We start from the raw sequence: 25,788 nt of genomic DNA, 5'->3' as shown, positions 1-25,788 counted from the left end.
GCAACCGGTCCTTGATTGGTAAGGGCCTGGGCCGCTTTTAATGCTGGTTCTGGCCATCTGGGCGCATCGAGCAGTAGTTCGCCCACCGCATGGGTTTGCGTCCCCGCGGCCGCGCCGGCAACCGCATGGCGCAGCCGGCGCGCACCGCGCGAAGCACTGCACCCTTTCCTGGCGCGTCGGCGGACGCAAAAAAGCCCGGCGCGCGGGCCGGGCTGCAGGGTGCGGGGGCGCGCTGCGCGCCAGGCGTCAGAACGAGTACTTGAGCGCCACCGAGAACTGCTCGCGGTCGGTCAGCACGCGGTACTTCTTGGCGTCCAGCGAGGGCGAACCCAGGTAGCCGAGGTAGGTCAGGTTGATCGACAGGTTGCTCTTGCGCACGAAGGTGGCACCGATGCTGTAGCGGTGGTCGCCCTCGCCGCCGCCGAAGCCGCCGATGAGGGTGCGGCCACGCAGCTGGCGCTGGTAGCTGATGGGCACCGTCAGGTCCCAGCCCTCGAAGATGCCGGGATAGCCCAGCACCCAGGTGCCCGAGAACGCCAGGCCGTTGCGGGTCTTGAAGCTCAGATCGTCGGTGCTGTAGCCCTCGGACACGCTGTTGACGCGCACGGCGGAGATTTCGCCCAGCAGCTGCATGTCGTCGGCGACGGGGGTGCGGCCGATGTTGTAGAAGCCGCCCAGGTTCAGCTGCGTGACGTTGGAGCGCACCGCCTTGGAAGCAGCGCCTACCAACGATGGCGTGCCCTTGCGGTAGGTCAGCTCGCCATAGGCCGACAGCTTGCCGAACGAGGTGCTCACCGTGCCGCCCAACAGCTTGGCGTCATCGAAGTAGCGGATCTGGTAGCGGCTGAAGTCGGGCGCGATGACCAGCGCCGGCGAGCGCTCGTTGTAGTTCAGGTAGTAGAGGCCGACCTCGGTTTCCTGCGTCACGCGGTAGCGCGTACCGATGCCCCACTGGCCGGTCTTGGACGGACGGATGTCGTCGCTGCGGCGCACGCCGGCACACACGCCGGTGGCGGTGTAGGGACCCAGGCAGCTGGCGCCGGGCCCGACCACGTCGGATGTGCTCAGGAACGAGCCCACCGCCGGGGCGATGGTCTCGTGGAAGCCGAACTGGGCGTGGCCCAGCAGCGTCCAGTTCTCGTTCATCTCGATCGAGGCCGAGATCTGGTCTTCAGGGAGCACAGCTTCCTTGACCTCGGTGCCCGGCACGCCGGCCTTGGTGCCATCGAACGGCCCCTGCGCCGCCGAGATGTTGGCGAAGAACGTGGCTTCGCCCCAGTTCACCACCTGGCGGCCCAGGCGGATGGTGGCGCGGCGGTTGTCGCCGAAGTCGAAGCCGGTGTAGGCGTAGGTGTCCAGCAGCCGGGTGTAGCCGCCGTGGTAACGCTCGGTGTCGCTGGTGAAGCGGTCGAACGGCGGCGCCTTGTTCACCTTGTTGGGGTTGCTCGGGTCGGCGTTGTTGTCGTTGGCGCGGTGGTACACGTCGTCGTAGAACGTGGACGCTGTGAACACCAGGCCAGTGCGGCCCTTGGACAGCTTGCTCTCGAACAGCGCCGCCAGACGATTGGCAGTGAGCGAGCCCTTGTTGAAGTTGTTGTCGCCGTCGTTGCCGTTGGCGTTGCTCACCGGGCTGGCCAGCAAGCTCGCCGGATCCTGGGCACGCACGCCCAGGGTGTAGTTCAGGTTCAGGCGCCAGTCGAACTTCAGGCCGTCGCCTAGGTCGATGGTCTCCCCCGCCTGTGCCAGGCCTGCGCCCAGCGCCAGCACTGCCGCCAGTGCGACGGGCTTGAGCGTTTTCTTGGATGTCTTCATGTGGTTTCCCTCAGTCGTTTTGAATGTTTTGGCTGTTCAGGTGCCCATGTTGCGCGCCGCCTGGGGCGTGAACATCGACGGATCCAGATCACCCTTGTTCAGCACCGGACCGGTGGGGCGTTCCTGGAACAAGTTGTAGCCGATGTAGCTGCCGCTGTTCAGGTCGTAATAGAACGACGTGCCGGCGTGCCAGGCATTGATGTCCGGCGTGTAGTAGTAGTTGATGAGGGCGTGCTGCCACAGCTGGCCACGCGAGTCGTACATGTCGGACGCCACGGCCTGGCCGGTGTCCTCGTCCAGGAACAGCACGCGCTTGCCGTACAGGTGGCGGTAGTTGTCCTTCAAGTTGCCCTCCACCGCCCAGACGCGGCGCAGCTCGTAGCGCATGAAGTCCGGGTTGGCGTGGTTGGGCGTCAGCAGGTCCTTGTACTTGACCGTCTTCTCGTGGATCTTGTAGGCGTTGGCCGGGATGAACATCTCCTTGCGCCCCAGCAGCTTCCAGTTGTAGCGCTCGGGCGAGCCGTTGAACAGGCGGTCGGAGTCGATGGTCATCTTGCCGCCCGAGCCGGCCAGCGGCTGGTCGAAGCCGTACTCGGGCACCTGGCGCACGCGGCGCGTGCCGGCGTCATAGCTCCAGGCCAGACGCTTGTCCTTCTTGAAGTTCAGCGGCTCGGTGGAGTTGGTCACGCCGCCCTTCTCGCGCTCGGGCAGCAGCGCGCGCGTCATCGAGTACGCCATGCGGCCCTCGACCGGTTTGCCGCGGTTGGCCGGGGTGCTGGTCTCGTCCAGGTTGCGGTTTTCCTGACGGCCCCAAGCGATGCTGCCGTCCGACAGTACGTTGGCCACGTCGCGCGTGATGCTCTCGGTGAAGGCGCGCGCCGGGATCAGGTTGTTCCACAGCGCCTCGTTGCCGTTTTGCGGGATGGGGAACGGGATACCGCCCATGCCGGCCTTGACGGCCAGGCCGTCGTCGATCAGCTCGGCCTCCAGCGCGTTCTTCTTGACCACGGCGCACACGTCCTCGGGGTAAGCGAAGTCGCGGTGGCCGGGATAGACCGGCATCTTGTAAGTAGTCGGGTACTTCTTCAGCATGGCCTTCTGACCATCGCTGAGCTTGTCCGCGTACTTGTCCATGTTCTCGGCGGTGATCACGAACAGCGGCTTTTCGTTGGCGTAGATGTCCACCGGATGCGCGCCGCTGTGCTTGGGCTGGTCCACGCCCGGCAACTTGCCGACGTATTTGCCGGTGAATTCGGGAATGGTGCCGTCCTTGTTGCCGGCCTTGATGCCGCCGTTGCAGTTGAGCTCCTTGCCCAGCTTGTCGGCCTCGGCCGCCGGGACCTTGGCCCAGGCAGTGCCCGCCAGCACCAGCAGTGCCGCCAGCGCCATCGGGGTCTTGCGCATCATGGATTTCATTGAAAGTTCTCCTTGGAGTTGAAACCGGTTCGCCAAATGGATTCAAGATTTGCGGGTCCGTCCCGGCTGCCTCGGCCCGGCCGCCACGGGTGTGCCACGGCATCGGATTGCAGGGTCATGCTAGGGGCCGGGCCACGCCGGCCCATCGTCCGATGGGACTAATGACAGACCCGCACGCCACGCCCGGCCAGAGGGCGCGGCGTGCGGCGAGCGCCTGCCGCGCCGGTCGTCCAACAGGACTACTGACAGACCCGCAGTTGCGGGCGTACCACGTGCCGCGCCATGAAAAAGCCCGCCGATGCGTAGCGCATGGGCGGGCCGGGACGGTGGATCTGCGTGCGTGTCAGGGCTGCAGCAACTGCGCCAACTCCTTGCGCATGTTCCCTTTGAGCATCTTGCCGGCCGGGTTGCGCGGCAGCGGCTCGTCGCGCACCACGATGCGGCTGGGCACCTTGTAGCCAGCCAGGCGCTGGGCGACGAACTCGCGCAGCCCGTCCTCGTTGACCTCGGCGCCGGGCTTGCCGACCACCACCGCCACCACCTGCTCGCCGGTGACCTCGTGCGGCAGGGCGAACACCGCCGCCTCCTGCAGGTCCTGGTGCTGCATCAGGCAGCCCTCGACCTCGACGGCGGCGATTTTCTCGCCGCTGCGGTTGATCACGTCCTTGATGCGGTCCACGATGGTCAGGAAACCATACCGGTCCACCTGCCCGATGTCGCCGGTGCGGAACCACCCGTCCTGCACCGCTGAACGCGTGGCCTGCGGCTCGTTCCAGTAGCCCTGCATCAGCGTCACGCCGCGCAGCCAGACCTCGCCCGGCTGGTTCGGCGGCAAGGCGCTGCCGTCCAGATCGGCGATGCGCGCCTCGATGATCGGTGAGAGTACGCCCGAGCTGCGCGGCTGCGCCTCGAACATGCGCCCAGAGCCGGCCGCGCACACGCCGTTGGACTCGGTCAGGCCGAAGCCGATGCCCGACATGCGCCCCGGAAACTTGCCCAGGAACTCGTCGATCAGCCGCGGGTGCAGGCCACCGCCGCCGAAGCCCAGACCCGACAGCTGGCCGGAGTTGGCCGGGTCGGCGAACTGCGGCAGCTCGATCAGCTGCTGCACCATGCTCGGCGCGCCGTTGAACTGGGTGATGTTCTCGCGCCGGATCAGCTCCAGCGCCTGCGCCGCGTCCCAGCGGTGCATGAAGATCAGCCGCCGGCCATGGCGCAGCGAGCTCAGCAGCTGCGCGTGCAGCCCGCTGACGTGGAACAGCGGCACCGCCGACAGCGTCGTCGGCTGCAACTGGCGCGCCATGATGCGCGCCACCGCATCGGGCGAGCTCATGGCCGAGATCGCGCCGATGTAGTCGATGTTGAAGATCGCCTGGCACACGGCGCGCTGGCTGGACTGCACGCCCTTGGCGCGGCTGGTGGCACCGGAGGTGAACAGGATCAGCGCCGTGTCGTCAGGCGCCAGCGCCGGCGGCTCGAACGCCGGCGCGCCAGGCGCCGTCAGCGCCTGCCAGTCCAGCTCGCCGGCCGTGCCATCGACCACCACCGTGCGGATGCCGCGCCCGGCCAGCGCCGCCTGCACGCGCTCGTGCCGGTCCTGGTCGCAGATCAGCCACGCTGGAGTGGTGTCGTCGATGGCCGGCATTAGCTCGCCCACCAGGCCGAAGCTGTTGAGCGGCACCGGCACCGCGCCCAGCAGCGCGGTGGCGGCGAAGGCCACCACCCATTCCGGCCGGTTGCGCATGGCAATGGCGATGCGGTCGCCGGCGCGCACGCCATGCTCGCGCTGCAGGCGCCCGGCCAGCGCATCGACAGCGCCGAAGAAACGTGCGAACGTCCAGCGGTCGTCGCCATAGACCAGGAACTCGGCTGCCGCATGGGCGCGGCCGGCGTTGATCAGTTCGGGCAGCGTCCTGAAGGCATAGCGGTAAGCCGGTACTTCGCTGCCGTCGGCCAGGCGCACGGTTTCCAGTTCGAAAGGCGCGCCTGGCGCCGTGAGCTGGGCGCGCAGCGCCTGCAGCTGCTCGCCGATGGCCATTGCTGCCGGTGTGTCGGAGGTGGTGCTCATGTCAGAAACCCTTGAGCCGCGCATAGCGGTTGCGGTGGTAGGCGCCGTCGCCCAGCATGCGCTGCAGCACACGGGCACGCTTGAAGAACAGCCCCAGGTCCAGTTCGTCGGTCACGCCGATGCCGCCGTGCAGCTGCACGGCCTCGTTGGCCAGCTTCTCGCACAGGTCGGCGGCGCGGGCCTTGGCCAGGCTGGCGTGCAGGGCGATGGCCGTCTCATCACCGGCGTCGATGGCCTCCAGCGCGCCGCGCACGCAACTCTCCAGCAACTCCAGCTCGACGTACAGGCGCGCGGCACGGTGCTGCAGCGCCTGGAACGAGCCGATGGGCACGTCGAACTGAATGCGTTCCTTCAGGTAGGCCACGGTGGTCACGAACATGGCGCGCAGCAGCCCGAGCGCCTCGGCGGCGACGCAGGCACGGGCACGGTCCAGCACCTGCTCTAGCGCCTGTGCGGCCGGCAGGGCATCCAGCCGCATGGAAGCATCCAACGCCACGCCGTCAAAGCGCACGCAAGCGGTGTTGCGGCTGTCGATCATGGCCACGCGCTCAACCTGCACGCCGGCGGCGTTGGCCGGCACCAGCCACAGCGAGGGCGCATCGGCGCTGCCAGCCAGCACCAGGAATCCATCAGCACCGACACCGTCGAAGACGAAATGCTTAGCACCGTGCAGCGTGCCACTGCCCTCGCCCGGCTCGATACGGGTGGCCATGGGCGCCGGCCAGTGCCGACCGGACTCCTCGTCCAGGGCCAGTGCCAGGCGGGCCTTGCCCTGTGCCAGCTTCGGCAGCCAATGCGCCTGTTGCGCCGGGCTGCCGGCGCGGATCAGCAGCTCGGGCGCCAGTACCGCCTGGCTCAGCAGCGGCTGCGCTGCCAGTTGCCGGCCGATGGCCTCGAACACCTGGCCCAGGCCCAGGTAGCCAACCTGCAGGCCGTCGTGCGCCTCGGGCAGCACGGCCACGGGCCAGCCCATGTCCACCATCTGGCGCCACAGCGCGTCGTCGAACCCGGTGGCGCTGCGCTCGTCGCGCAGGCGGCGCTGCTGCGATACCGGTGCCTGGTCGGCCAGCAGCGCTTGCGCGCTGTCGCCCAGCAGCGCCTGCTCCTCGGACAAAAGCATGGTCATGTGTTGTGTCTCTTTCTCGTTGGGTCGGACCGCCGGCGCTTCAGCCCGGCAGGCCCAGCACGCGCTTGGCGACGATGTTCAGCTGCACCTCGGAAGTGCCGCCGCCGATGGTGTAACTCTTGGAGCGCAGCCAGCTGCGGCACACGTCCAGCTCGTCGGCGCTGAAGGCGTCGCCCTCCCAGCCCAGGCCGCGCAGGCCCATGGCCTGCTCCAGCAACTCGTACTTGGCCACCTCCTGCTCGGTCTGCACCAGCTTCATGATGCTTGCCGGTCCGCTCACGTCGCGGCGCGCCAGCGCCATCTCGCTCACACGGCGGTGCGTCAGCGCGAACGCCTGGGCGTCCATCAGCACGCCCGCCAGGCGGTCGCGCAGCGCGCCATCACGCACCTGGCCGTTGCCGTCCACCAGGTAGCCCAGCGCGGTCTGCAGGGCATCGTGCGAGGGCGCGCCGCCCTCGGTGAACTTGGACATGGCCGCGCGCTCGTGCTGCAGCAGCTTCTTGGCCACCGCCCAGCCCTCGCCCTCCTGGCCCACCAGCTGGCGCACCGGCACACGCACGTCGTCGAAGAACACTTGGCAAAAGCTCGACTTGCCGCTGATCAGCTCGATCGGCTTGACCGTGACACCCGGGCTCTTCATGTCGATCAGCACGAAACTGATGCCGTTTTGCTTCTTCGCGCCGGCGTCGGTGCGCACCAGGGCATACATCCAGTCGGCCTTGTCGCCGTCGGACGTCCAGATCTTGCTGCCGTTGACGATGTAGGCGTCGCCCTGCGCGTCGCTGACGCGCCGGCCCGAGGTCTTCAGGCTGGCCAGGTCGGAGCCGGCGTTGGGCTCGGAGAAGCCTTGGCACCAGCGGCGCTCGCCACGCATCATCGGCACCAAGTGCTCGAGCTTTTGCTCGTGCGTCCCGACCTCCAGCAGCACCGGCCCGAGCATCCACACGCCCAGGTTGTATTGCGGCTGGCGGCAGCCCAGGCGGTGCATCTCGGTCTCGACGATGCGTGTGCGCTTCGCATCCAGCCCGCCGCCACCGTACTCCGTGGGCCAGGATGGCGCGAACCAGCCGCGCTCGCGCATGCGCTCGAACCAGACCTTCTGATCGTCAGTCTGGAATGTCAGTGCCGAGCCACCCCAGACCATCTCCTCGGTCACGATGGGGCGGCGCATGCTGGCCGGGCAGTTGGCTTGCAGCCACTGCCGGACTTCCTGGCGGAAAGCGTCCAATTCTGTCGTCATGCTCATTCCTTGTGGGTCAGGGGGGCGGCGGCCAGCATCAGGATCTCCGTGCCGGCCGCGTCGATGTGGCCTTCAACCTCGCCGGTCGCACGCAGCAGGTTGACATGCGCCAGCGTCTCGCCCAGCGCCATCAAATGATCCACCGGGCCGCGCAGCTTCGGAAACAGCACCTGCATCAGCTGCATGCCCGAGGCGCCACCGCCTTGGCGCAGATGCGCGCGGATCAGCTCCAGCTGCTCCTCGTGGTGCGCCACGATCTCGTCGGCGCGCTCGCGCACGCCGACATACACCTGCTGGTGCGAGGGCAGTACCAGCGTGTCCGGGTGCAGCTCGCGCAGGCGCCGCATGGACGCCAGCCAGTGGCGCAGCGGGTTGCCGTTCGGCTCCTGCGGCATGACCATGACGTTGGAGGTGATGCGCGGCAGCAGCTGGTCGCCGGCCAGCAGCAGGTGCTCGTCGGCGTCGTACAGGCAGGCATGCTCGGGCGAGTGGCCCTCGCCGACGATGACCTGCCACCGGCGCTCGCCGATACGCAGCACGTCGCCGTGGCGCATGCGCTGGAAGGACAGCGGCGGCTGCGGCATGAACGGGTCCTTGCGCATGGCCGCGAACATGCGCTCGACCAGCGCCGCGTCGGTGCCGGCGCGGCGATAAAACTCCTGGTGGCGCGGCGGCAGCGGATCGGGGGGCGGACCCATCTCGGCGCGTAGCATCAGGAATTCCTGCGCCGTCATCCACAGCTCGACGCCGAAATGCTCCTGCAGCCAGCGCGCCGCGCCGGCGTGGTCGTAGTGGAAGTGGGTGCAGATCACGCGCGTCAGCGGCTGGCCGGCCAGCTGCTGGCCGAAGATCTGCTCCCACAACGCGTGCGTGGACGGGATGCCGAGCCCGGTATCCACCACCGCCCAGCCCTCGCCGTCACGCAGCAGGTAGACGTTGATGTGGTCCAGCGCCATGGGCATGGGCATGCGCGCCCACAGCACGCCCTCGGCCACCCGCACCAGCTGGCCGTCCGGTGTCGGCGCCTCGAACGGGTAGCGCAGGCGGTCGGGTGGGCGCGGCCGGGCGCGCGTCGCCACCTCGTCAGCTTCCTCGGCCTTATGCACCCAGGGCCTCCTGCAGCGCCTGGGACGTCAGCGGCACATAGGTTTGCAGGCGGTCGTCGCGCACATACAAAGGATCCTGCACCTGGTTCTGGTCGAAGCCCTGGCGCTGCAGATCGACCTTGCGCAGCTTGTAGTTGCCAGTCATGTCGGGCGCCTCCATCAGGCGCAGGAACAGCGGCGCGGCGTAGCGCGGCACGCGGCTGGTGGCCAGTTCCCAGAATGCCTTGGGATCGAACGCCGCTCCCTCGTGCATCACCAGCGCGGCCATGCCGGCGCGGCCCTCGTGGCCGGGCACCTGCACGCCGTAGATGGTCAGCGCGTCCAGGCCGGGGAAGTCGCCCAGGGCGTCAGTGACTTCCATGGTCGAGACGTTCTCGCTCTTCCAGCGGAAGGTGTCGCCGATGCGATCCACGAACCAGCAGTAGCCTTCCTCGTCGCAGCGCAGCAGGTCGCCAGAGGACCACCAAGCATCGCCTTTCTGAAACACGTCGCGCAGGATCTTCTTCTGCGTGGACTCCTGGCAGGTGTAGCCCTCGAAGCGGCCGGCCACGATGTCGGGGTAGTCGACCACCATGGCGATGGCCTCGCCCGGCTCGTTCACGCCGGCCAGCTGCAGGAAGCCGTTTTCGTCGCGGATGTAGTCGCCCTTGTCCTGGTCATAGCGCACCAAGCGCAGGTTGGTCTTCTCCCAGAACGGTACGCGGCCGCACGAGCCGATGCGGTTGTCCACGTTCACCGTGCTGGCGTTGGACTCGGTGCTGCCCCAGCTCTCGAAGACCTGGAAATGGTCACCGAAGCGGTTGGCCCACTGCTGCCAGATCTCCGGTGACAGGCCGGTGCCAGCCATCTTGCGCAGCGTGTGCTGGCGGTCGTCGGGCTGCGGCGGCAGCGTCAGCAGGAAACGGCAGATCTCGCCCACGTACTGGCACATGGTGATCCGATAACGGCGCACGTCGGCCCAGAATTCGCTGCGGCTGAACTTGCGCCGCACCACCAGGCTGGAGCCGGCGCTCAGCGCGGTGGAGGTCAGCGACATCGACGCCGCGCCGTGGTAGAGCGGCAGGAAACAATAGAAACGGTCCTCGGGCCCGGTCTCCCACAGCGCCTTCATGGCATCGCCGGCCATCAGCCAGCGCGCATGGCTGACCAGCGCCGCCTTCGGCAGGCCAGTGGTGCCGGAGGTGAAGATGTACTGCGCGTTGTCGCCGGCGCGGATGCCCTCGCGCCACTGCGCCGGCACGTCGGCGCCGTCCTGTCGCTCAGCCAGCGCCTGCAGGTTGGCACCGTATTTCGCCAGCACCTGCGGCGGCGCCGGGCGCTCGGGGTCGGGCCAGTGCCAAAAGGTGCAGGCCGCGTTGCCGGCCAGCTCGGGCGTGTCCTCGAAACGCTGCACGCATTCCTCGCCGACGATGACATGACGTGTTCCCGTCACCTCCAGCGCATGAGCCAGCGGCTTGCCCGCCACATAGGTGTTGAGGAAGGCCACGACCGCACCGGCCTTGGCGATGCCCATCCAGGCGAAGAAGAAGTCGGCGCGGTTTTCCATGCACAGCGCCACCACGTCGCCCTGGCGCACGCCGGCGGCGTGCAGTGCACACGCCACTTGGTTGGCGCGCGCATTGAACTCGCGGTAGCTGTAGCGCGCGTCGCCCTCCAGCAGGAAGGTGCGCTCGCCGTACTGCCGGGCGCATTCCTGCACCCGGTCGGCAATGGTGTAGGGCATGGATGCCCGATAGCGCATGGCCAGGTCGCCGCGGCGGTCCAGGCGCTGCTGGGTTTTCTCGCGCGAAACGGCGGCGATTGCGTTCATCGTGATGTCTCCACTGTTCTGGGTACTGCGGCGCCCGGGGCAGCCGCGTCAGCGCACCGGCCGCGGCATGCCCAGGCCGAACTGGGCGATCAGCTCGCGCTGTATCTCGTTGGTGCCGCCGCCAAAGGTGTTGATGGTGTTGGCGCGCAGCTCGTACTCCAGCTCGCCCATCAGATACGCCGCGGCCGAGCCGCCGCGCACCAAGGAACTGCTGCCGACGATGTCCATCAGCCGGTGCAGGACGTCCACTACGTTCTCTGACCCATAGACCTTGGTCGCCGAGGCCAGCGCCACGTCCATGGCTCCGGCCTCCAGGTCGGCGGCGATGCGGAAGTTGATCAGCCGCATGGCCTCCAGCCGCGTGTAGCACTCGGCCAGGGCCCGGCGCACCCACGGCTGGTCCACGGCGCGGCGGCCGTCCTCGTCGCGCGCCTTGGCCCAGGCCAGCACCTTAGTGAATGGTGCGAAGACCTTGTCGGACCAGGCGCCCAGGCCCAGCCGTTCGTGGTTAAGCTGATCGGTGATCAGCTTCCAGCCGCCGTCGAGCTTGCCGATCAGCCGGTTCGCGGGCACCCGCACGTTGTCGTAGTACGTGGCCGATGTGAAGTTGCCGACGGTCTGGATCAGCGTATGCGAGAAGCCTTCGGCTTGGGTGTCCAGCACCATGATGGAGATGCCTCGGTGGCGCGCCAGATCGGGGTTGGTGCGCGCCGCCAGCCAAACGTAGTCGGCGGATTCGATGCCCGATGTCCAGAGCTTTTGCCCATTGACCACGAAATGCCCGGTCTGCAGGTCGCCGTGCAACGTGGCCTGGGTCTTGAGCATCGCCAGGTCCGAGCCCGCGCCGGGCTCGGAGTAGCCGATGGCAAAGATGATGTCGCCGCTGGCCATACCGGGCAGGAAGGCCTGCTTCTGCTCATCGGTTCCATGCTCCATCAAGGCGGGGCCAACGGTACTGATGGTGACGAACGGCAGCGGGGCACCGGCGATGTTGGCTTCCTCGAAGAAGATCAACTGCTCGGTGGCGGACAAGCCCTGCCCGCCGAACTCCTTGGGCCAGCCCAGCGCCAGCCAGCCGTCCCGGCCCATCTGCCGGATCAGGGCACGGTACTCGTCGCCGCCCTCGGCGCCGCGCATGCGCGCCCTCAGTTCGGGCTGCATCAGGTTCTGGAAATAGTCGCGCACCTTCAGGCGCAGCGCCTGCTGCTCAGGGGTTAGATCAATCATCATGGTTGGCACTCCCCTTCGGTTTAGGCTGCGTCGCCCAGGATCAGGCCGCTAGTGGGCACGCCGGTGCCCGCTGTGACCACCATGTTGTGCACGTCGGCCACTTGGTTGACGGAGTTGCCGCGCACTTGGCGCACCGCCTCGGCGATGCCGTTCATGCCGTGGATGTAGGCCTCGCCTAGCTGACCGCCGTTGGTGTTGATGGGCAGGCTGCCACCACGCGCATGCTCGCCCGCGCGGATGAAGTCCTTGGCCTCGCCGCGCTTGACGAAGCCGAACTCCTCCAGCTGCGGCAGCACGAACGGCGAGAAGTGGTCGTACAGGATGGCGCTTTGCACGTCCTTCGGACCCAGGCCGCTTTGCTGCCAAAGCTGGCGCGCCACGTGGCCCATCTCGGGCAGGCCAGTGATGTCCTCGCGGAAGAACGAGGTCATGCTCTGCTGTCCCTCGGACATTCCCTGCGCCGCTGCCTTGATATAGACCGGCTTGGACTTCAGGTCGCGCGCGCGCTCGCTGGAGGTGATGACCATGGCCACCGCGCCATCCGACTCCTGGCAGCAGTCCAGCAGGTGCAGCGGCTCGCAGATCCAGCGGCTGTTCTGGTGGTCCTCCAGCGTGATCGGCTTGCCATGGAAGAACGCCTGCGGGTTCGTCGCCGCGAAGTCGCGCACGGCCACGGCCACGCGGCCAAAGTCCGCGCTGGTGGCTCCGTAGGCGTGCATGTAGCGGCGCGCGAACATGCCCACCCAGGCGGCCGGCGTGTGAAAGCCGTGCGGCATGTACCAGCCGTAGTTCACGTTATCAAAAAACGGGGTGCTGCCAAAACCATAGCTGCCCGAGCCGAAGCGGTACCAGCTGCGCTCGTTCATGGCGCGGTAGACCACCACCGTCTTGGCGACACCGGTGGCCACCGCCATGGCCGCGTGCAAAAGGGGCGCGCAGGCCGCGCCGCCGCCGTGCGGCGCTTGCGAGAAAAAGCTCACGTTGCGCGCGCCCAGCAGGCGGGCGATCTCGTACTCGGGCACCTTGTCCACCGTATAGGACGAGAACCCGTCCACGTCCTTGGGATCAATGCCGGCGTCGGCTAGCGCAGCCAGCGTGGCCTCCATGGCCAGGCGCAGTTCGGTGCGGCCGGAATTCTTGGAAAACTCGGTGGCGCCCAGGCCGGCGATGGCGGCACGGCCGGAAATGTTCATGTCGTTCACGCAAATTCTCCTGTCAGGCCAGCGCCACCTGCACGGTGCCGCTGACATGCGGGCCCATGCCGTTGGTGCCCTTGATGGTGACCTGCACGCTGCGCGTGGCTTCGTCCTTGGCGGTCACGGCGCCGGTCAGGCGCATGCTGTCGCCGGGATAGTTGGGCGCCCCCAAGCGGATCTTCAGATCCATCAGCCGCGCCTGTGGGCCCGCCCAGCCTTCGACGAAGCTCTGCACCAAACCGTTGGTGGTCAGGATGTTCATGAAGATGTGCGAGGAACCCAGCTCACGCGCCGCCTCCAGGTCATGGTGACCCGGAAAGTAGTCGCGCGTGGCCAGCGCGCCGCCGGCGATCAGCGGCACGGTGATGGGCACGGTCTTGGCGGGCAGCTCGTCGCCGGTCTGCACGGTATCGAAACGGAGGTTGGAGGTATCCATGGTCTGCATCGCTTTCACCGGTCTTCGGGCAGGTCGTACTTCCAGCCCAGGTTGTCGTGGTCGGCCAGCCACTGGCCCAGCGCCTGCAGGTGGTGTTCGGCGCTGCCGCCCTCCACCGCCAGCGCACGGCCCCAGAACAGAAAGCGGTGGATGGGGTAGGTCACGTCCACGCCCATGCCGCCGTGTACGTGCTGCGCCACACGGCCCACTTTCAGCCCCAGCTCGTGGGTCTGCGCTCGTACGGCGTGTGACTGCGGCGCGCAGGGCAAGCCCTGGTCCAGGCGCCAGACCAACTGATACAGCGCGCTGCGCTGGGCCTGCATGAGGATGTAGTTGTCGGCCATCTGCCCCACCACCAGCTGGAAGGTGCCGATGGCCCGGTCGAACTGCTTGCGCTCGCTGACGTACTGCACGGTGCGCTGCAGCTGCTCCTGCGTCACGCCCTGCTGCAGCGCGCCCAGGCAGGCGGCGGCGTGCTGCTGTACCCAGGCCAGTGCCGGCGCGTCCAGCACGGCCAGCGCCGGCGCGTGGTCAAAGGCCAGATCGGCCACGGCGCAATAATCCTGGCGCATGCCGTCGACGCGCGCCACGCACTGCCCGTCGAGCGCCACCAGCACCAGACGCTCGCCGCCGTTCGCCGCTGCAGCGATCAGCGCATGGCTGGACTGGCCGGCCAGCGCCACCGCGTCCAGTCTGCCGCAGAGCCTGCCGTCCTGCAGGCGCAGCCGCGCGCCGCGCGCGTCGTTGGTGGCCTGCAGCGACAGGGCCAGCAGCTGCCCGCCCATGGCGGCTTCAGCCACCTCCTTGGCCTCTGCGGAGCCGGAGGCGAAGCGCGACAGCGCCGCCACCCCGATCTGCTGCTGCCACAGTGGCACCTGCGCCAGCGCCCGGCCCTGCTGCTCCAGCACGGCCAGCAATTCCGTCATGCCCAGACCCAGCCCCCCCGCGTCCTCCGGTACGACGATGCCGTGCAGGCCGGCGGTCAGGCATTGCTGCCACAGCTCCTGCATGAACGGCTGACCCGACAGGTCGTGCTCGCGTAGCTTGTCGTCGGTACAGTAGTCAGCGAACAGGCCTTGCGCCATGTCGGCGAAGGCGCGCTGGTCTTCCGTGAACTGAAAATCCATGTATAGGGTCTCCTTAGAGCGTCAGGCCACGGGCCGGAACTGCGGCAGCACCAGTTCGCCGTCGTTGAAGGCGTTGAACTCGACCTGCACCTTCTGGCCGATCTGCACGTCTTGCGGCTTGATGCCCACCAGTTGGGCGATCAAGCGCGAACCCTCCTCCAGTTCGATCAGGCCGATGGGGTTGGGGTGATCGAACGGAGGCACCTCCGGGTAGTGCATGACGACGAAGGAATACACCGTGCCGCGCCCGCTGGCCTGCACCGTGTCCCATTCGAAGGAATGGCAGCTCGGGCATACTGGGCCGGGCGGGTGATGCAGCTCGCCACAGCCTTTGCAGCGCTGGATTAGCAGCTTGCCTTCCCTGGCGCCCTCCCAGAAGAAACGGTTGTCGTCGCTCACGCCCGGCATGGGACGGCGCGCCTTTTGCGGGGCCTCGGCCGGTGCAGCCGCGGGCTTGGGCTGCTGCGCCGGGCGAAACTTGAATACGCGGAACAACAGCTGGCCCACGTGCTCGTCCCGGCCGTTCTTCGCGCCGATGGAGTAGTAGTCCATGACCAGCGTGACGAAGTGACCGGTGCCCAGGGCGGTGGTCTTTTGCTCGCCGACGCTGTCCAGGCGGGTGGTGTAGTACAGGTCCTCGCCCTCGACCACGTCGCGGTCGAAGGTCAGTTCGGAGTTCACCGCCACCACCGAGCCAAAACCCTGGCCTTCCAGCAGCTTGAGCACCTCATACGGGTTTTCGGTGGTCGAGCCAGGCGGGTAGTTGTTGGCCACCGGCCCTTCCATGCACCACACCTGCAGCATGGCGGGCGGCGCGATGGCCTGGCCGGCGGCGTTCTGCTTCACCGCCACGCCCATGATCTCGCACCACTGGCGGATCATCGGCGCGTTGACCTTGTCCCAGGCATAGACGCGCCCGTATTCCTTGCCCACCAGCGCGCGCACCTGCGCCATCCAGTCCTGGTCCGTCACGTTCGACTCCTTGTGTGAAATGGGTTCTCAGCCGGCCGCGGCCGGCCGCTGCGCGGGCGTGGCGTTGGCCGCACCCAGGAAGGCCGGGCGCTCACCACCGCCGTGCAGCAGCAGGTTGCTGCCACTCATGTAGGCCGCGCGTGGCGAGGCCACGTACAGGCACGCCTGCGCGATGTCCTCAGGTTCGGCCAGGCGGCCGGCGGGGATGGTCTGGCCGACGGCGGCGATGCCCGCCTCGTCGCCGAAGTGCAAGTGGGACTGCTCGGTGCGCACCAGCCCGGGGCTCACCGCCACCACGCGCACCTTCGGGCCCCACTCGACGGCCAGCGAGCCCACCAGGCTCAACACCGCCGCCTTGGCCGCGCCATAGGCGGCCGTGCCGGGCGACGGGCGCAGCGCGCTGATGCTGCCGATGCAGACGATCACCCCCCCGCCGTCCTGCTGCTGCATGACGGCGTTGGCCGCCTGTGCGGTGTGCAAAACGGAAAACAGGTTCAGGCGCAACACGCCCTCGTGAAAGCGCGGCGACACGGTGGCCGCGTCCACCGCAGGCGCGCCGCCGGCGTTGTTCACCAGCACGTCCAGGCGGCCGTGGCGGTGCTGCACCTCGGCGACCAAGTCCTTGACGGCCTGGGCCTCACGCACGTCGCAGGCGAAGAAGTCGGCCGTGCGGCCCTGGGCGGCAGGCAGGTCGTCCGGCTGGTGGCGCCCGCATACCACCACCGTAGCGCCAGCCTGCAGGAAGGCCTGGGCAATGCCACGGCCGATACCCTTGGTGCCCCCGGTGACCAGCACCACCTGGCCCTGAAATTCTTGTGTCATATCCATGGCCGGAAATTTAGGTTTCGGCCTGTGCAGCAGATACGTCCAAAAGGACGATGCAGCTGGACTACGGGAAAACGACCATGTTCAATCCCGACGTGCCTCGTCAATACGCCAACGCCCAGCCATGCAGACCCCACCCGACAACCACCCACTCAAGGCCGAAGACAGCGCCGAGCCAGAACTACTGGTCGAGCACCTGCCCGACGGCGTGGCGCTGGTGCGCCTGCACCGCCCGCAGGCCACCAACGCGCTGAGCCTGTCGCTGCAGGCCGCGCTGTCGCGCACCTTCCTTGCGCTGGGTCAGGACGCCGCTGTGCGCTGCATCGTGCTGACCGGCGGCGACAAGGTCTTCGCCGCTGGCGGCGACATCAAGAGCATGGACGACTGCGGCCCCATCGAGATCCTGCAGCGCCATACCGAGCGTGTCTGGGCGCCGATCGAGAAGTGCCCCAAGCCGATCATCGCGGCGGTCTGCGGCTATGCCTTCGGCGGCGGCGCGGAACTGGCCATGCACTGCGACATCATCGTCGCTGGCCAGGGCGCCAGCTTCGCCCAGCCGGAGATCCGCATCGGCATCATGCCGGGCATCGGCGGCACACAGCGCCTGGTGCGCGCGGTGGGCAAGTTCAACGCCATGCGCATCCTGCTCACGGGCCGGCCGGTGTCGGCCGCCGAGGCACAGCTGATGGGCCTGGTCAGCCTGGTGGTCGAGGACGCACAGGTGCTGGACGAGGCGCTCAAAATGGCACGTCAGATCGCGGCCATGCCGCCGCTGGCCGTGGAGCAGATCAAGGAGGTGGTGATCGCCGGCATGGACGCCTCGCTGGACACCGCGCTGATGCTCGAACGCAAGGCCAACCAAATCCTGTTCGCCACCCGGGACCAGAAGGAAGGCATGAACGCCTTCATCGAAAAACGCCCGGCCCGCTTCGAGGGCCGCTGACGCCCGGCGGGCCGATAGGCCAGCCGGGCTCTCTGCTCCGTCAGCCCTCGGTGCGCGTGTTGTCCGGACCGAAGAAGGCGCGCATGTGCGTGATGCGCCCCTCGGCATCGAAACGGAAATGGTCGATGGGCGCGATGACCAGGCGCCGCGGCCCTTGCTGCAGTGTGACGGTGAAGGCGAAGGCCGCCTCGCCCGCCACCGCGCGCACCGCGCCCTGCAGCGCCACCTCCAGCTTCATCGCCAGGGAGCGGGCATAGAACGCGCGGATAGCCTCGTGGCCGCGCTGCGGCTCGGAGCCCACCGGGTCCTCCACCTGGGCATCCGGCGCGTACAGGGCAACGATGGCCTCCAGATCGGCGGCATTGAGCGCAGCAATGTAGCGCTGGACGACAGCCTGCATGTGTTCAGTGGTCGGCATGGCGGTGTTTCCTTTCAAAATTGGGTGGGGCGCATCTGCGCGTCGATGCCGCCGTCGATGCAGATCTGCGCGCCATGCACATAGCTGGCGCCGCTGCCCATCAGGAAGGTGATGACCGAGGCCATCTCGGCGGGCTCGGCGCGTCGGCCCAGCGGCGGTACGAACTTGGCGATGGACTCGCCGAAGCGCGGATCTTGCAGCCCGGCCTGCAGCAGCGGCGTCTCGGTGGCGCCAGGGGCGACGGTGTTCAGCCGCACGCCTGCCTGGCCCCAACTGCCGGCGCGCTTGCGCACCGCCACGGTGAGCGCGTTCTTGCTGCCGGCGTACGCCAAGTTGCCGCCGTGTTCGCCGGCGCCGCGTACGATGGCCTGGGCTTGTGCCTCGTCGCCGCCCTCCAGCGCCTGGGCCAGCGGATTCTTGTCCCACAGCAGATGCGCCGAGGCGACAGAAGAGATGACCACCGCCGCGGGCGCCGTGCCGCGCTGCAGCGCCGGCAGCAGGCCATCGAGCAGTTCCACCGCGCCGAAGTAGTTGACCGAGACCACCTTGCCGACGTCGGGGGTCTGCGGCCCCAGACCGGCGCACAGCACCAGGCCGTCAAGGCGGCCGCCGCAGCGCGCCAGCGCTTCGTGCAGCGCCTGCTGGCGCCCGGCGGACGTGGACAGGTCGGCGACGATTTCCGCGTCGCGGATATCGATGCCGATGATCTGGTGGCCCGCGGCCTCCAGGGCTTGTCGGGTGGCCGCGCCGATGCCGGTGGCGCAGCCGCTCATGAGGGTCAGGGGCATGGTGTCTCTTTCGTCTTGGGATGGATGGAAAAGCCGGCCAGCAACGGGCCCGCGGCGCGCATCAAAGCCGAGCCCACGGCGGCGCGCCACGTACAAACGGACGACGTACTTCCCCCAGCACGCGCGCAGACTGACACTTCCTACACTGCGCCGCAGCAAGCGCGCGCATGCCGTGCACGCCGCGCACGCGCACTGGCAGTGCCGGACCCACGACCACAACCCACTCCCCTGTCCACCATGACCCATCCCTACGCCTCCCTGTTCCAACCTGGCCGCATCGGCACCATGCAGGTGCGCAACCGCATTGCCATGGCCCCCATGGGCGAAAACTACGGCGGCACGGATGGCATGTGCACCGAACGCACGCAGGCGTACTACGAGGAGCGCGCCGCCGGCGGCACCGGGCTGATCATCATGGGCACGGCCTCCATCGCCTGGCCGGCCGGCACCAGCGAGCCCTACCAACTGGGCGTATCGAAGGACGAGTTCATCCCCGGCCTGGCCGAGGTGGTGCGCCGCGCGCACGCGCATGGCGCCAAGATCGCCATCCAGATCAACCACAGTGGCAAGGTCGCGGCCAACGACCGGTCGCAGGGCCGCGAGATGTGGGTGCCCTCTCTTCCGCCCGAGGTGGTGCCGCACGAGTCCATGCGTACCATCACGCCCAAGGAGTTTTCCACCTTCGTCGGCGTCGGCCCCTATCCCGATCGCTACCGCGTGCTGGGCCACGCCGACATTCGCCAGGCGGTGCAGTGGTTCGGCGACGCCGCCGTGCGCGTGCAAAAAGCCGGCTTCGACGCGGTGGAGGTGCATTGCGCGCACAACTACCTGATCGCCGGCTTCCTGTCGCCGTATTTCAACCAACGCACCGACGAGTACGGCGGCAGCTATGAGAACCGCACGCGCTTCCTGCGCGAGGTGCTGACCGAAGTGCGCCAGCGTGTCGGCCCCGACTTCCCCGTCTGGGTACGCCTGGACTCGCAGGAGATGCACACCCCCGGCGGTATCACCCTGCAGGAGGCGCTGCAGACCGCTCGGCTGTGCGAGCAGCTGGGCGTGAACGCAATCAGCGTCTCGGCCTACGCGCGCCTGACCACCGGCAGCGCCTTCACCGACGCACCCATCCCGCAGCAGTGCAATGCCTTCCTGGACTATGCGGGCGAGTTCAAGAAGGCCGTGAGCCTACCCATCATCGTTGCTGGCCGGCTGGACTTCCAGGAAGCGGCGAAGGCCGTGGCCGAGGGCCAGATCGACTTCGCCGCCCTGGGCCGCCCGCTGCTGGCCGATCCGGCGGTGGCCGCCAAGCTGGAGCGCAACGCGCCGCAGGAGCTGCGCCCGTGCATCTACTGCTACGTCTGCGTGAGCGAAATTTTCGTCAACCGTGGCGTGAAGTGCGCGGTGAACGCCCGCACCGGGCATGAGTTCGAGATGCCGGTCGTGATGGCCGAAAAGCCGCGCCACCTGCTGGTGGTGGGCGGTGGCCCCGCCGGCATGGAGGCAGCGCGCGTGGCGGCCGAGCGTGGCCACCGCGTGACTCTGGCCGAGCGCAGCGACCGCCTGGGCGGCACGCTGTTCTTTGCCGCCTTGGCCTACCCCGAGAACGGTCGCCTGCTGGACTACCTGGTCGGGCAGATGCAGCACCCGCGCATCGACGTGCGCCTGAACACCACCGTGGACCGCGTGCTGCTGGAGGCGCTGCAGCCCGACGAGATCCTGGTGGCCACGGGCGCGCGCCGCTCCGCGCCGGCCATCCCCGGCGCCGAGCAGGACCATGTCTGGAGCGGCGACGAGCTGCGCCGCCTGATGACCGGTGACCGCGCCGACGAGATCGCCCGCACCAAGCTCAGCCTGGCCGAGCGCGCCATGTTCAAGGCCGGCGGCATGCTGCGCGTCACCGACAGCACCAGCGCCATCCAGAGCCTGTCCAAGCTGTGGATGCCCTTGGGCAAGCGCGTGGTCATCGTCGGCGGCGGGCTGGTCGGACTGGAGCTGGCCGAGTTCCTGCTCGACCGGGGCCGCCAGGTGACGGTGCTGGAGCCCGGCAGCCACCCGGGCAGCGAACTGTCGATTGTGCGCCGCTGGCGCGTGGTCGAGGCGGTGAAGGCGCATGGCCAGCTCAAGTTGAACGCTCAGGTGCAGCGCATCGAGCGCAAGGAGGTGGTATGGACCGACAAGGCCGGCCAGGAGCAGCGCACGCCAGCGGACTCGGTGGTGCTGGCCATCGGCGCCGAGCCAGACGCTAGCGTGGCCGACGCGCTGCAGCAGCTGACCCGAGTGCCGCTGCGCCGCTTGGGCGACTGCGCCGACCTGGGCTATATCGAGGGCGCGGTGCATTCGGGCCACCACGCCGCACTGGCCCTGTGAGGAGCCCCTTTCACTCACTATTGTTTCGATAGCTGAAGGCCCGTGCCAAAAAAGGGCTAGAGGCACATTTCGCTCAAAACCACGAAAAAAGGAACCCAGCGGTTCCTTTTTTTGCTGCCCAGGGTGCCGGTTCAGAAGTTGGGCGCCTCGACCCCGCCGTCCACGCCCAGCACCTTGCCGGTGATCCAGCTGGACGCGGGCGAGGCCAGGAACAGCGTGGCGGCGGCGATGTCCTCGGGCTGGCCCAGGCGGCCCAGCGGCGTGGTGCGTTCCATGCGCTCCTTGCGGTCGGCCGTCAGGTACGGGGCGAGGGCCTCGGTCATGATGGTGCCGGGCTCGATGGCGTTGATGCGCACCGCTGGGCCATAGTCCTGCGCCAGGTTGCGCGTCAGGTGGTTCAGCGCCGCCTTGGCGGCCGAGTAGGCGCTGAAGTTCTTCTGGATCAGGCGCGCGGCCATGGACGAGATATTGATGACCGAGCCGCCGCCGGCCGCCTCCATGGCCGCCGCCGCCTTCTGGATCAGGCTGTAGGCCGGCACCACGTTGAACGCCAGCACCTCGCCCAACGCCTTGCCGCCGACCTTGCGCGGATCGTTCGGGCCGCCGCCGCCGACGTTGTTCACCAGGATGGTGAGCTTGCCCAGCTCGGCCACGGTGCGGCTGACCAGCTGGTCCAGGTCGGCCTCCTGGTTGGCGTCGCCCGGCACCACGATGGCGCGCCGGCCCAGGGCGGTGATCTGGGCGTGCACATCGTGCAGGTCGGCCTCGGTGCGGGCGAACAGCGCCACGTCTGCGCCGGCGCGCGCCAGCATCAGCGCGCAGGCACGGCCGATGCCCTTGCCGGCGCCGGTCACGGCGGCCACCTGACCCTGCACGGAAAACTGGTCGAACACATTCGCGGTCATCGCGTCTCCTTGGACATTCTCATCGGCAACAAAAAACGGCGCACGCGGCGCCGCGCGGATACGCGGCGCATCGTGCGCCGGAGTGCGGTGCGCCACATCCGCCAAACAGACCATGGCGCCCTGCGGGCAGCAGGCTCAGGGCGTGACGGACGCCAGCAGCGTAGGCAGCAGCTGCGCGTGGTAGGGCGGCAGCATGCCCCACTCGCGCCGCGGATCGTGCCCGCCGGCCTTGTAGACCGCGCGCGCGTGACTGAACTGCAGGAAGCCCTCGCGCCCGTGGTAGTGGCCCATGCCCGAGGCACCCACGCCGCCGAACGGCGCGTCGTGCAGCGCCGGATGCATGGCCACGTCGTTGATCGACACGCCGCCCGACAGGGTGTGGTCGAGCACCCACTGGCATTCCTGCTCGTCGCTGCCGAAGTAGTACAGCGCCAGCGGCCGGTCGCCGTCGTTGATGCGCTGCACGGCATCCTGGATGCGCTCGAAGGTACGCAGCACCATCGCCGGGCCGAAGATCTCGTGGCGCGAGATGTCGCAGTCGGCAGGTGGGTTGACCACCAGCGCCAGCGGCATGCGCCGGTCCTGGCCGCTGCTGGCGCTGCCCACCTCCACCACCCGCGCGCCGCGGCTGCGCGCGTCCTGCACGTAGCCCTGCACGCGCGCGAAGTGGCGCGCATCGATCACCGGCGTCAGGTCGCGGTTGCCCTCGACGCTGGGGAACAGCGCGCCGTACTGCGCGGCCAGCGCCTGCAGCAGGTCTTCCAGCCGGCTGGCGTGCACCCAGACGGTGTCGGCCGAGACGCACAGCTGACCGGAGTTCAGCGCCTTGGCCACGGCGATGCGCTCGGCGGCGGCAGCGATGTCGGCGCTCTCGCTGACCAGCACCGGAGACTTGCCGCCCAGCTCCAGCGTGACCGGCACCAGGTTCTTTGCGGCAGCGCCCATCACGGCTTTGCCAACGGCGGTCGAGCCGGTGAACACCAGGTGGTCCCAGGCTTGGGCGGAAAACTCGGCCGCCACGTCGGCGCCGCCCTGCACCACCGCCAGCACCTGCGGATCGAAGCGCTGGGCTACCGCGTCGGCCAGCACCCGCGCGGTGCGCGGCGCGATCTCCGAGGGCTTGAGCACCGCTCGGTTGCCGGCGGCAAAGGCACAGGCCAGCGGCGACAGCAGCGTGAACAGCGGCGCGTTCCAGGTGCCGATGATGCCGACCACGCCCTTGGGCTGGTAGCGCACCCAGGCGCTGGCGCCGTAGGCATCGAAGGGCTTGACCGCCTCGCGCGGCGAGTCCGCCAGCCAGCCGCGGAAGCTGTCGCGCGCATGTTTCAGCGACGCCAGCGAACCCAGGATGTCGTTGGCCAGCGAGAACTCCACCGGCCGGCCGCCGAAGTCCTCGCCCATGGCTTGGCACAGCGCCTGGTGTTGCTCGACCAGCAGGTCGATGACCTGCTGCAGGCGCTGCGCGCGCACGTCGGCGCCGACTGGGCCCTCGGCGATGAAGGCGGCTTTCTGCAGCTGCTGCAGCTGCGTCAGGGACAGGGCGGGAGGGGCTTGCGTCATGGTGTCTCCAGGGGTTGTGCGGGTCGTGCCGTCGGGCCTGCGCGCGGCTGCGGGCTTGCGCCCGGGCAGCTCGCGCGTCCCGCCATGCTGCGGCCTATGGTTTACCCCATCTTCGTCCAAAAGGACGATGGCGCTGCCTGACCCGGCTCGCACGATGCGGTGCATGACTACCGCACACACCCAGCCAGAGGTCAACTGGCGTACCCACCTGAGCCTGGGCTTGCTGGCCACGGTCTACATCTTTTCCTATATCGACCGTCAGGTGGTGTCGATTCTGATCGAGCCGATCAAGCGCGAATTCAGCGCCTCGGACACGGAAATCGGCCTGCTGACCGGTCTGGCGTTCGGCCTGCTGTATGCGGTGCTGGGCATCCCGGTGGGTCGCCTGGCCGACCGGCGCAACCGGCGCAGCATCATCGCCGTATGCTGCGGCCTGTGGAGCCTGGCGACCATGGCCTGCGGCATGGCCACGATGTACTGGCAGCTGCTGCTGGCGCGCATGAGCGTGGCCGTGGGCGAGGCCGGCAGCATGGCGCCGTCGATTTCCATGATCTCCGACCTGTACCCCCCGAAGCGCCGCTCGCTGGCCATCAGCATCTTCATGATGGGGCCCAACCTGGGAGTGCTGGTCGGGCTGGCGCTGGGCGGCCTGATCGCCCAGCATTACGGCTGGCGCGCTGCGTTCCTGGCCTTCGGCATCCCCGGCGTGGTGTTGAGCCTGATCGTCTATCTGCTGGTCAAGGAGCCGCCACGCGGCGCCTTCGAGCCCGGCGGCAACCAGCACGCGGCGGTGCCGCCCGGTCCGGTGAACGAGCCGCTGCTGCGCCAGCTGGCGCGCTTGCTGTCGCTCAAGCCGTTGCGCCTGGTGGCGCTGGGCTGCGGCGTGGCGGCCATCACTGGCTACGGCTACGGCATCTGGGCGCCGAGCTTCTTCATGCGCGTGCATGGCATGGGCATCGCCCAGGCGGGCCTGTTCTTCGGCCTGGCCAGCGGCATCGGCTCCATGGCCGGCGCCCTGTTCTGTGGCTGGCTCAGCGACCGGCTGTGCCAGCGCAGTACGCGTTGGCAACTGGGCCTGCCCACCCTGGGCGCAGCCGTGGCGCTGCCCTTGGGTATCTGCATCTTCCTGTGGCCGACGGCGGACTACTGGGCGCTGGGCACGGCGCGCGTGCCGCACGCCATGCTGTTCGTGATGCTGTTCGCCTTCTTCGCCAGCTGGTGGCCGACCCTGTCGTACAGCGCCGTCAGCCAGATGGTCAGCGCCCGCGAGCGCGGCGTGGCGGCCTCGCTGTTGAACCTGTTCGTGACGCTGCTGGGCGTGGGCCTGGGCCCGCTGGTCACCGGCAGCCTGAGCGACCATTTCTCCAGTGTCTACGGCGGCGATGGCCTGCGCTGGGCACTTGTGTGCGTGGTGTCGGTGATGGGCATCACGGTGCTGCTGCTGGGCGCTGCCTCCGGCCCCTACAAGCTGCGCCTGCAGCAACTGCAGGCGGCAGCCGCCTGATGCCCGCCTTCCCTTTGGATATCCGCATGACCCACCCCAGCCCTGTCGTCTTCATCACCGGCGCCAGCCGCGGCATCGGCGCCGCCACGGCGCTGCATTTCGCGCGCCAGGGCTGGCAGGTGGCCTGCACCGCACGCACCCTGCACGAGGGTGCCCAGCTGCAGCACCAACTGCGCCGTCCCGACGGCCAATTGCTGTCTGGCAGTCTGGCCTCGACCGCCACCGCCATCGAGGAGGCTGGCGGCACGGTCTTCGCGCACGGCATGGACCTGATGGACCTGGCCTCCATCGACGCCGCCGCCGACGCCGTGCTGGCGCACTTCGGCCGGGTGGACGTGCTGATCAACAATGCCGTCTACCAGGACCGCGAGGTCAACCACCTGCTGCCCGAACTGCAGCCCGAGGCGCTAGCCCGCGCGCTGCACGGCAACGTGGTGGCGCCCTTCCACCTGGCGCAGCGCGTGCTGCCGGCGCTGCTGGCGCAGGGCGACGGGCGCATCGTCAACGTCTGCTCGGCTGCCGGGCAGTTCAACCCGCCGGTGCCGGCCGACCAGGGCGGCTGGGGCTTTGCCTACGGCGCTTCCAAGGCGGCCATCGCCCGCCTGGCCGGGTGCATCAATACCGAATACCGGGGCCGGGGCATCTGCGCTTTCAGCGTCAACCCCGGCGTGGTCGGCACCGAGGCGGTGCGCGCCACGCTGGGCGACGACGGTGTGCTGGCGCAGCGCTACGGCATGGCCACGCCCGAGGAGATCGCCCGCGCGCTGTTCTGGCTGGCCACGGCCGAGGAGGCGCCCCGGCTGGCGCGGGCCCCGGCCATGATCGACCTGCAGCCGCTGCTGGAGCAGCAGGCGAAAACGGCCGCGGCACCAGCCTGAGGGCCCGCCGATCGGGCGAATCGTTTGCGCTAGATCAAACCCGCGCCGGCACGCTCGTCCAAAC

The 25,788-nt window shown here is 68.5% G+C and carries 21 protein-coding genes; 4 read left to right on the top strand and 17 right to left on the bottom strand.

Annotated elements, in window-relative coordinates; all coding sequences use genetic code 11:
• Positions 1-246: 246 nt before the first annotated feature.
• The 13 genes from BLQ61_RS00295 to BLQ61_RS00235 form a co-directional block, all read right to left on the bottom strand.
• Positions 247-1,812: a DUF1302 domain-containing protein gene (locus BLQ61_RS00295; protein WP_091565252.1), complete on the bottom strand. Its 1,566-nt coding sequence runs from the start codon at positions 1,810-1,812 to the stop codon at positions 247-249.
• A gap of 36 nt (positions 1,813-1,848) precedes the next feature.
• Positions 1,849-3,228, bottom strand: coding sequence for a DUF1329 domain-containing protein (locus BLQ61_RS00290; RefSeq protein ID WP_091565249.1), 1,380 nt, complete (start codon positions 3,226-3,228; stop codon positions 1,849-1,851).
• Between the two features lie 343 nt (positions 3,229-3,571).
• Entirely contained in the window at positions 3,572-5,296 is a 1,725-nt protein-coding gene (locus BLQ61_RS00285) for a class I adenylate-forming enzyme family protein (protein WP_245703747.1), read from the bottom strand.
• A gap of 1 nt (position 5,297) precedes the next feature.
• A complete protein-coding gene (locus BLQ61_RS00280) occupies positions 5,298-6,422 on the bottom strand; it encodes an acyl-CoA dehydrogenase family protein (RefSeq protein ID WP_091565243.1) in 1,125 nt (374 codons plus the stop codon).
• A gap of 40 nt (positions 6,423-6,462) precedes the next feature.
• Positions 6,463-7,662 carry an acyl-CoA dehydrogenase family protein gene (locus tag BLQ61_RS00275; protein WP_091565241.1) on the bottom strand — a complete coding sequence of 400 codons (1,200 nt, stop codon included), beginning with the start codon at positions 7,660-7,662 and terminating at the stop codon, positions 6,463-6,465.
• A gap of 2 nt (positions 7,663-7,664) precedes the next feature.
• A complete protein-coding gene (locus BLQ61_RS00270) occupies positions 7,665-8,768 on the bottom strand; it encodes an MBL fold metallo-hydrolase (protein WP_245703746.1) in 1,104 nt (367 codons plus the stop codon).
• Positions 8,761-10,578: a long-chain-acyl-CoA synthetase gene (locus BLQ61_RS00265; RefSeq protein WP_091565238.1), complete on the bottom strand. Its 1,818-nt coding sequence runs from the start codon at positions 10,576-10,578 to the stop codon at positions 8,761-8,763. Before BLQ61_RS00265 ends, BLQ61_RS00270 begins: the two co-directional genes overlap by 8 nt.
• A 48-nt stretch (positions 10,579-10,626) precedes the next feature.
• Complete coding sequence (locus tag BLQ61_RS00260; RefSeq protein ID WP_091565236.1) at positions 10,627-11,808, bottom strand: acyl-CoA dehydrogenase family protein; 1,182 nt, start codon at positions 11,806-11,808, stop codon at positions 10,627-10,629.
• Positions 11,809-11,828: 20 nt separating this feature from the next.
• Complete coding sequence (locus tag BLQ61_RS00255; protein ID WP_217629370.1) at positions 11,829-13,001, bottom strand: lipid-transfer protein; 1,173 nt, start codon at positions 12,999-13,001, stop codon at positions 11,829-11,831.
• Between the two features lie 22 nt (positions 13,002-13,023).
• A complete protein-coding gene (locus tag BLQ61_RS00250; RefSeq protein WP_091566409.1) occupies positions 13,024-13,440 on the bottom strand; it encodes a MaoC family dehydratase in 417 nt (138 codons plus the stop codon).
• 14 nt (positions 13,441-13,454) lie between these two features.
• Positions 13,455-14,567 carry an acyl-CoA dehydrogenase family protein gene (locus tag BLQ61_RS00245; RefSeq protein ID WP_091565230.1) on the bottom strand — a complete coding sequence of 371 codons (1,113 nt, stop codon included), beginning with the start codon at positions 14,565-14,567 and terminating at the stop codon, positions 13,455-13,457.
• Positions 14,568-14,588: 21 nt separating this feature from the next.
• Positions 14,589-15,539 (bottom strand): Zn-ribbon domain-containing OB-fold protein, encoded by a 951-nt coding sequence (locus BLQ61_RS00240; protein ID WP_091565227.1) that lies wholly within the window; start codon positions 15,537-15,539, stop codon positions 14,589-14,591.
• A 27-nt stretch (positions 15,540-15,566) separates the two neighbouring features.
• Positions 15,567-16,367 (bottom strand): SDR family oxidoreductase, encoded by an 801-nt coding sequence (locus BLQ61_RS00235; protein ID WP_091565225.1) that lies wholly within the window; start codon positions 16,365-16,367, stop codon positions 15,567-15,569.
• Between the two features lie 121 nt (positions 16,368-16,488).
• On the opposite strand from BLQ61_RS00235, the gene BLQ61_RS00230 reads away from it, so the two are divergent.
• On the top strand, positions 16,489-17,307 hold the full coding sequence (locus BLQ61_RS00230) for an enoyl-CoA hydratase (protein ID WP_091565223.1): 819 nt from the start codon (positions 16,489-16,491) through the stop codon (positions 17,305-17,307).
• Between the two features lie 40 nt (positions 17,308-17,347).
• On the opposite strand, the gene BLQ61_RS00225 is transcribed toward BLQ61_RS00230, so the two are convergent.
• Positions 17,348-17,725 (bottom strand): SgcJ/EcaC family oxidoreductase, encoded by a 378-nt coding sequence (locus tag BLQ61_RS00225; RefSeq protein WP_245703745.1) that lies wholly within the window; start codon positions 17,723-17,725, stop codon positions 17,348-17,350.
• A 14-nt stretch (positions 17,726-17,739) separates the two neighbouring features.
• Positions 17,740-18,513 (bottom strand): SDR family oxidoreductase, encoded by a 774-nt coding sequence (locus BLQ61_RS00220; protein ID WP_091565218.1) that lies wholly within the window; start codon positions 18,511-18,513, stop codon positions 17,740-17,742.
• Positions 18,514-18,750: 237 nt separating this feature from the next.
• Here BLQ61_RS00220 and BLQ61_RS00215 point away from each other — a divergent pair, with 237 nt between their 5' ends.
• The gene (locus BLQ61_RS00215) at positions 18,751-20,877 is read left to right on the top strand and encodes an oxidoreductase (protein ID WP_091565216.1); all 2,127 of its coding nucleotides are present in this window, start codon (positions 18,751-18,753) and stop codon (positions 20,875-20,877) included.
• Positions 20,878-21,008: 131 nt separating this feature from the next.
• On the opposite strand, the gene BLQ61_RS00210 is transcribed toward BLQ61_RS00215, so the two are convergent.
• Together BLQ61_RS00210 and BLQ61_RS00205 are read right to left on the bottom strand one after the other, a co-directional pair.
• Positions 21,009-21,782: a glucose 1-dehydrogenase gene (locus tag BLQ61_RS00210; protein ID WP_091565214.1), complete on the bottom strand. Its 774-nt coding sequence runs from the start codon at positions 21,780-21,782 to the stop codon at positions 21,009-21,011.
• A gap of 135 nt (positions 21,783-21,917) precedes the next feature.
• Entirely contained in the window at positions 21,918-23,342 is a 1,425-nt protein-coding gene (locus tag BLQ61_RS00205; protein ID WP_091565212.1) for an aldehyde dehydrogenase family protein, read from the bottom strand.
• A gap of 163 nt (positions 23,343-23,505) precedes the next feature.
• Here BLQ61_RS00205 and BLQ61_RS00200 point away from each other — a divergent pair, with 163 nt between their 5' ends.
• Together BLQ61_RS00200 and BLQ61_RS00195 are read left to right on the top strand one after the other, a co-directional pair.
• Entirely contained in the window at positions 23,506-24,846 is a 1,341-nt protein-coding gene (locus tag BLQ61_RS00200) for a spinster family MFS transporter (RefSeq protein WP_245703744.1), read from the top strand.
• A 26-nt stretch (positions 24,847-24,872) separates the two neighbouring features.
• A complete protein-coding gene (locus BLQ61_RS00195; protein WP_091565209.1) occupies positions 24,873-25,724 on the top strand; it encodes an SDR family NAD(P)-dependent oxidoreductase in 852 nt (283 codons plus the stop codon).
• The last annotated feature ends 64 nt before the right edge of the window (positions 25,725-25,788 follow it).

The sequence above is a fragment of the Oryzisolibacter propanilivorax genome, assembly GCF_900103645.1.
In the GTDB taxonomy this organism is placed as follows: domain Bacteria; phylum Pseudomonadota; class Gammaproteobacteria; order Burkholderiales; family Burkholderiaceae_C; genus Melaminivora; species Melaminivora propanilivorax.
This window is presented reverse-complemented; position numbering and strand designations above follow the sequence as displayed.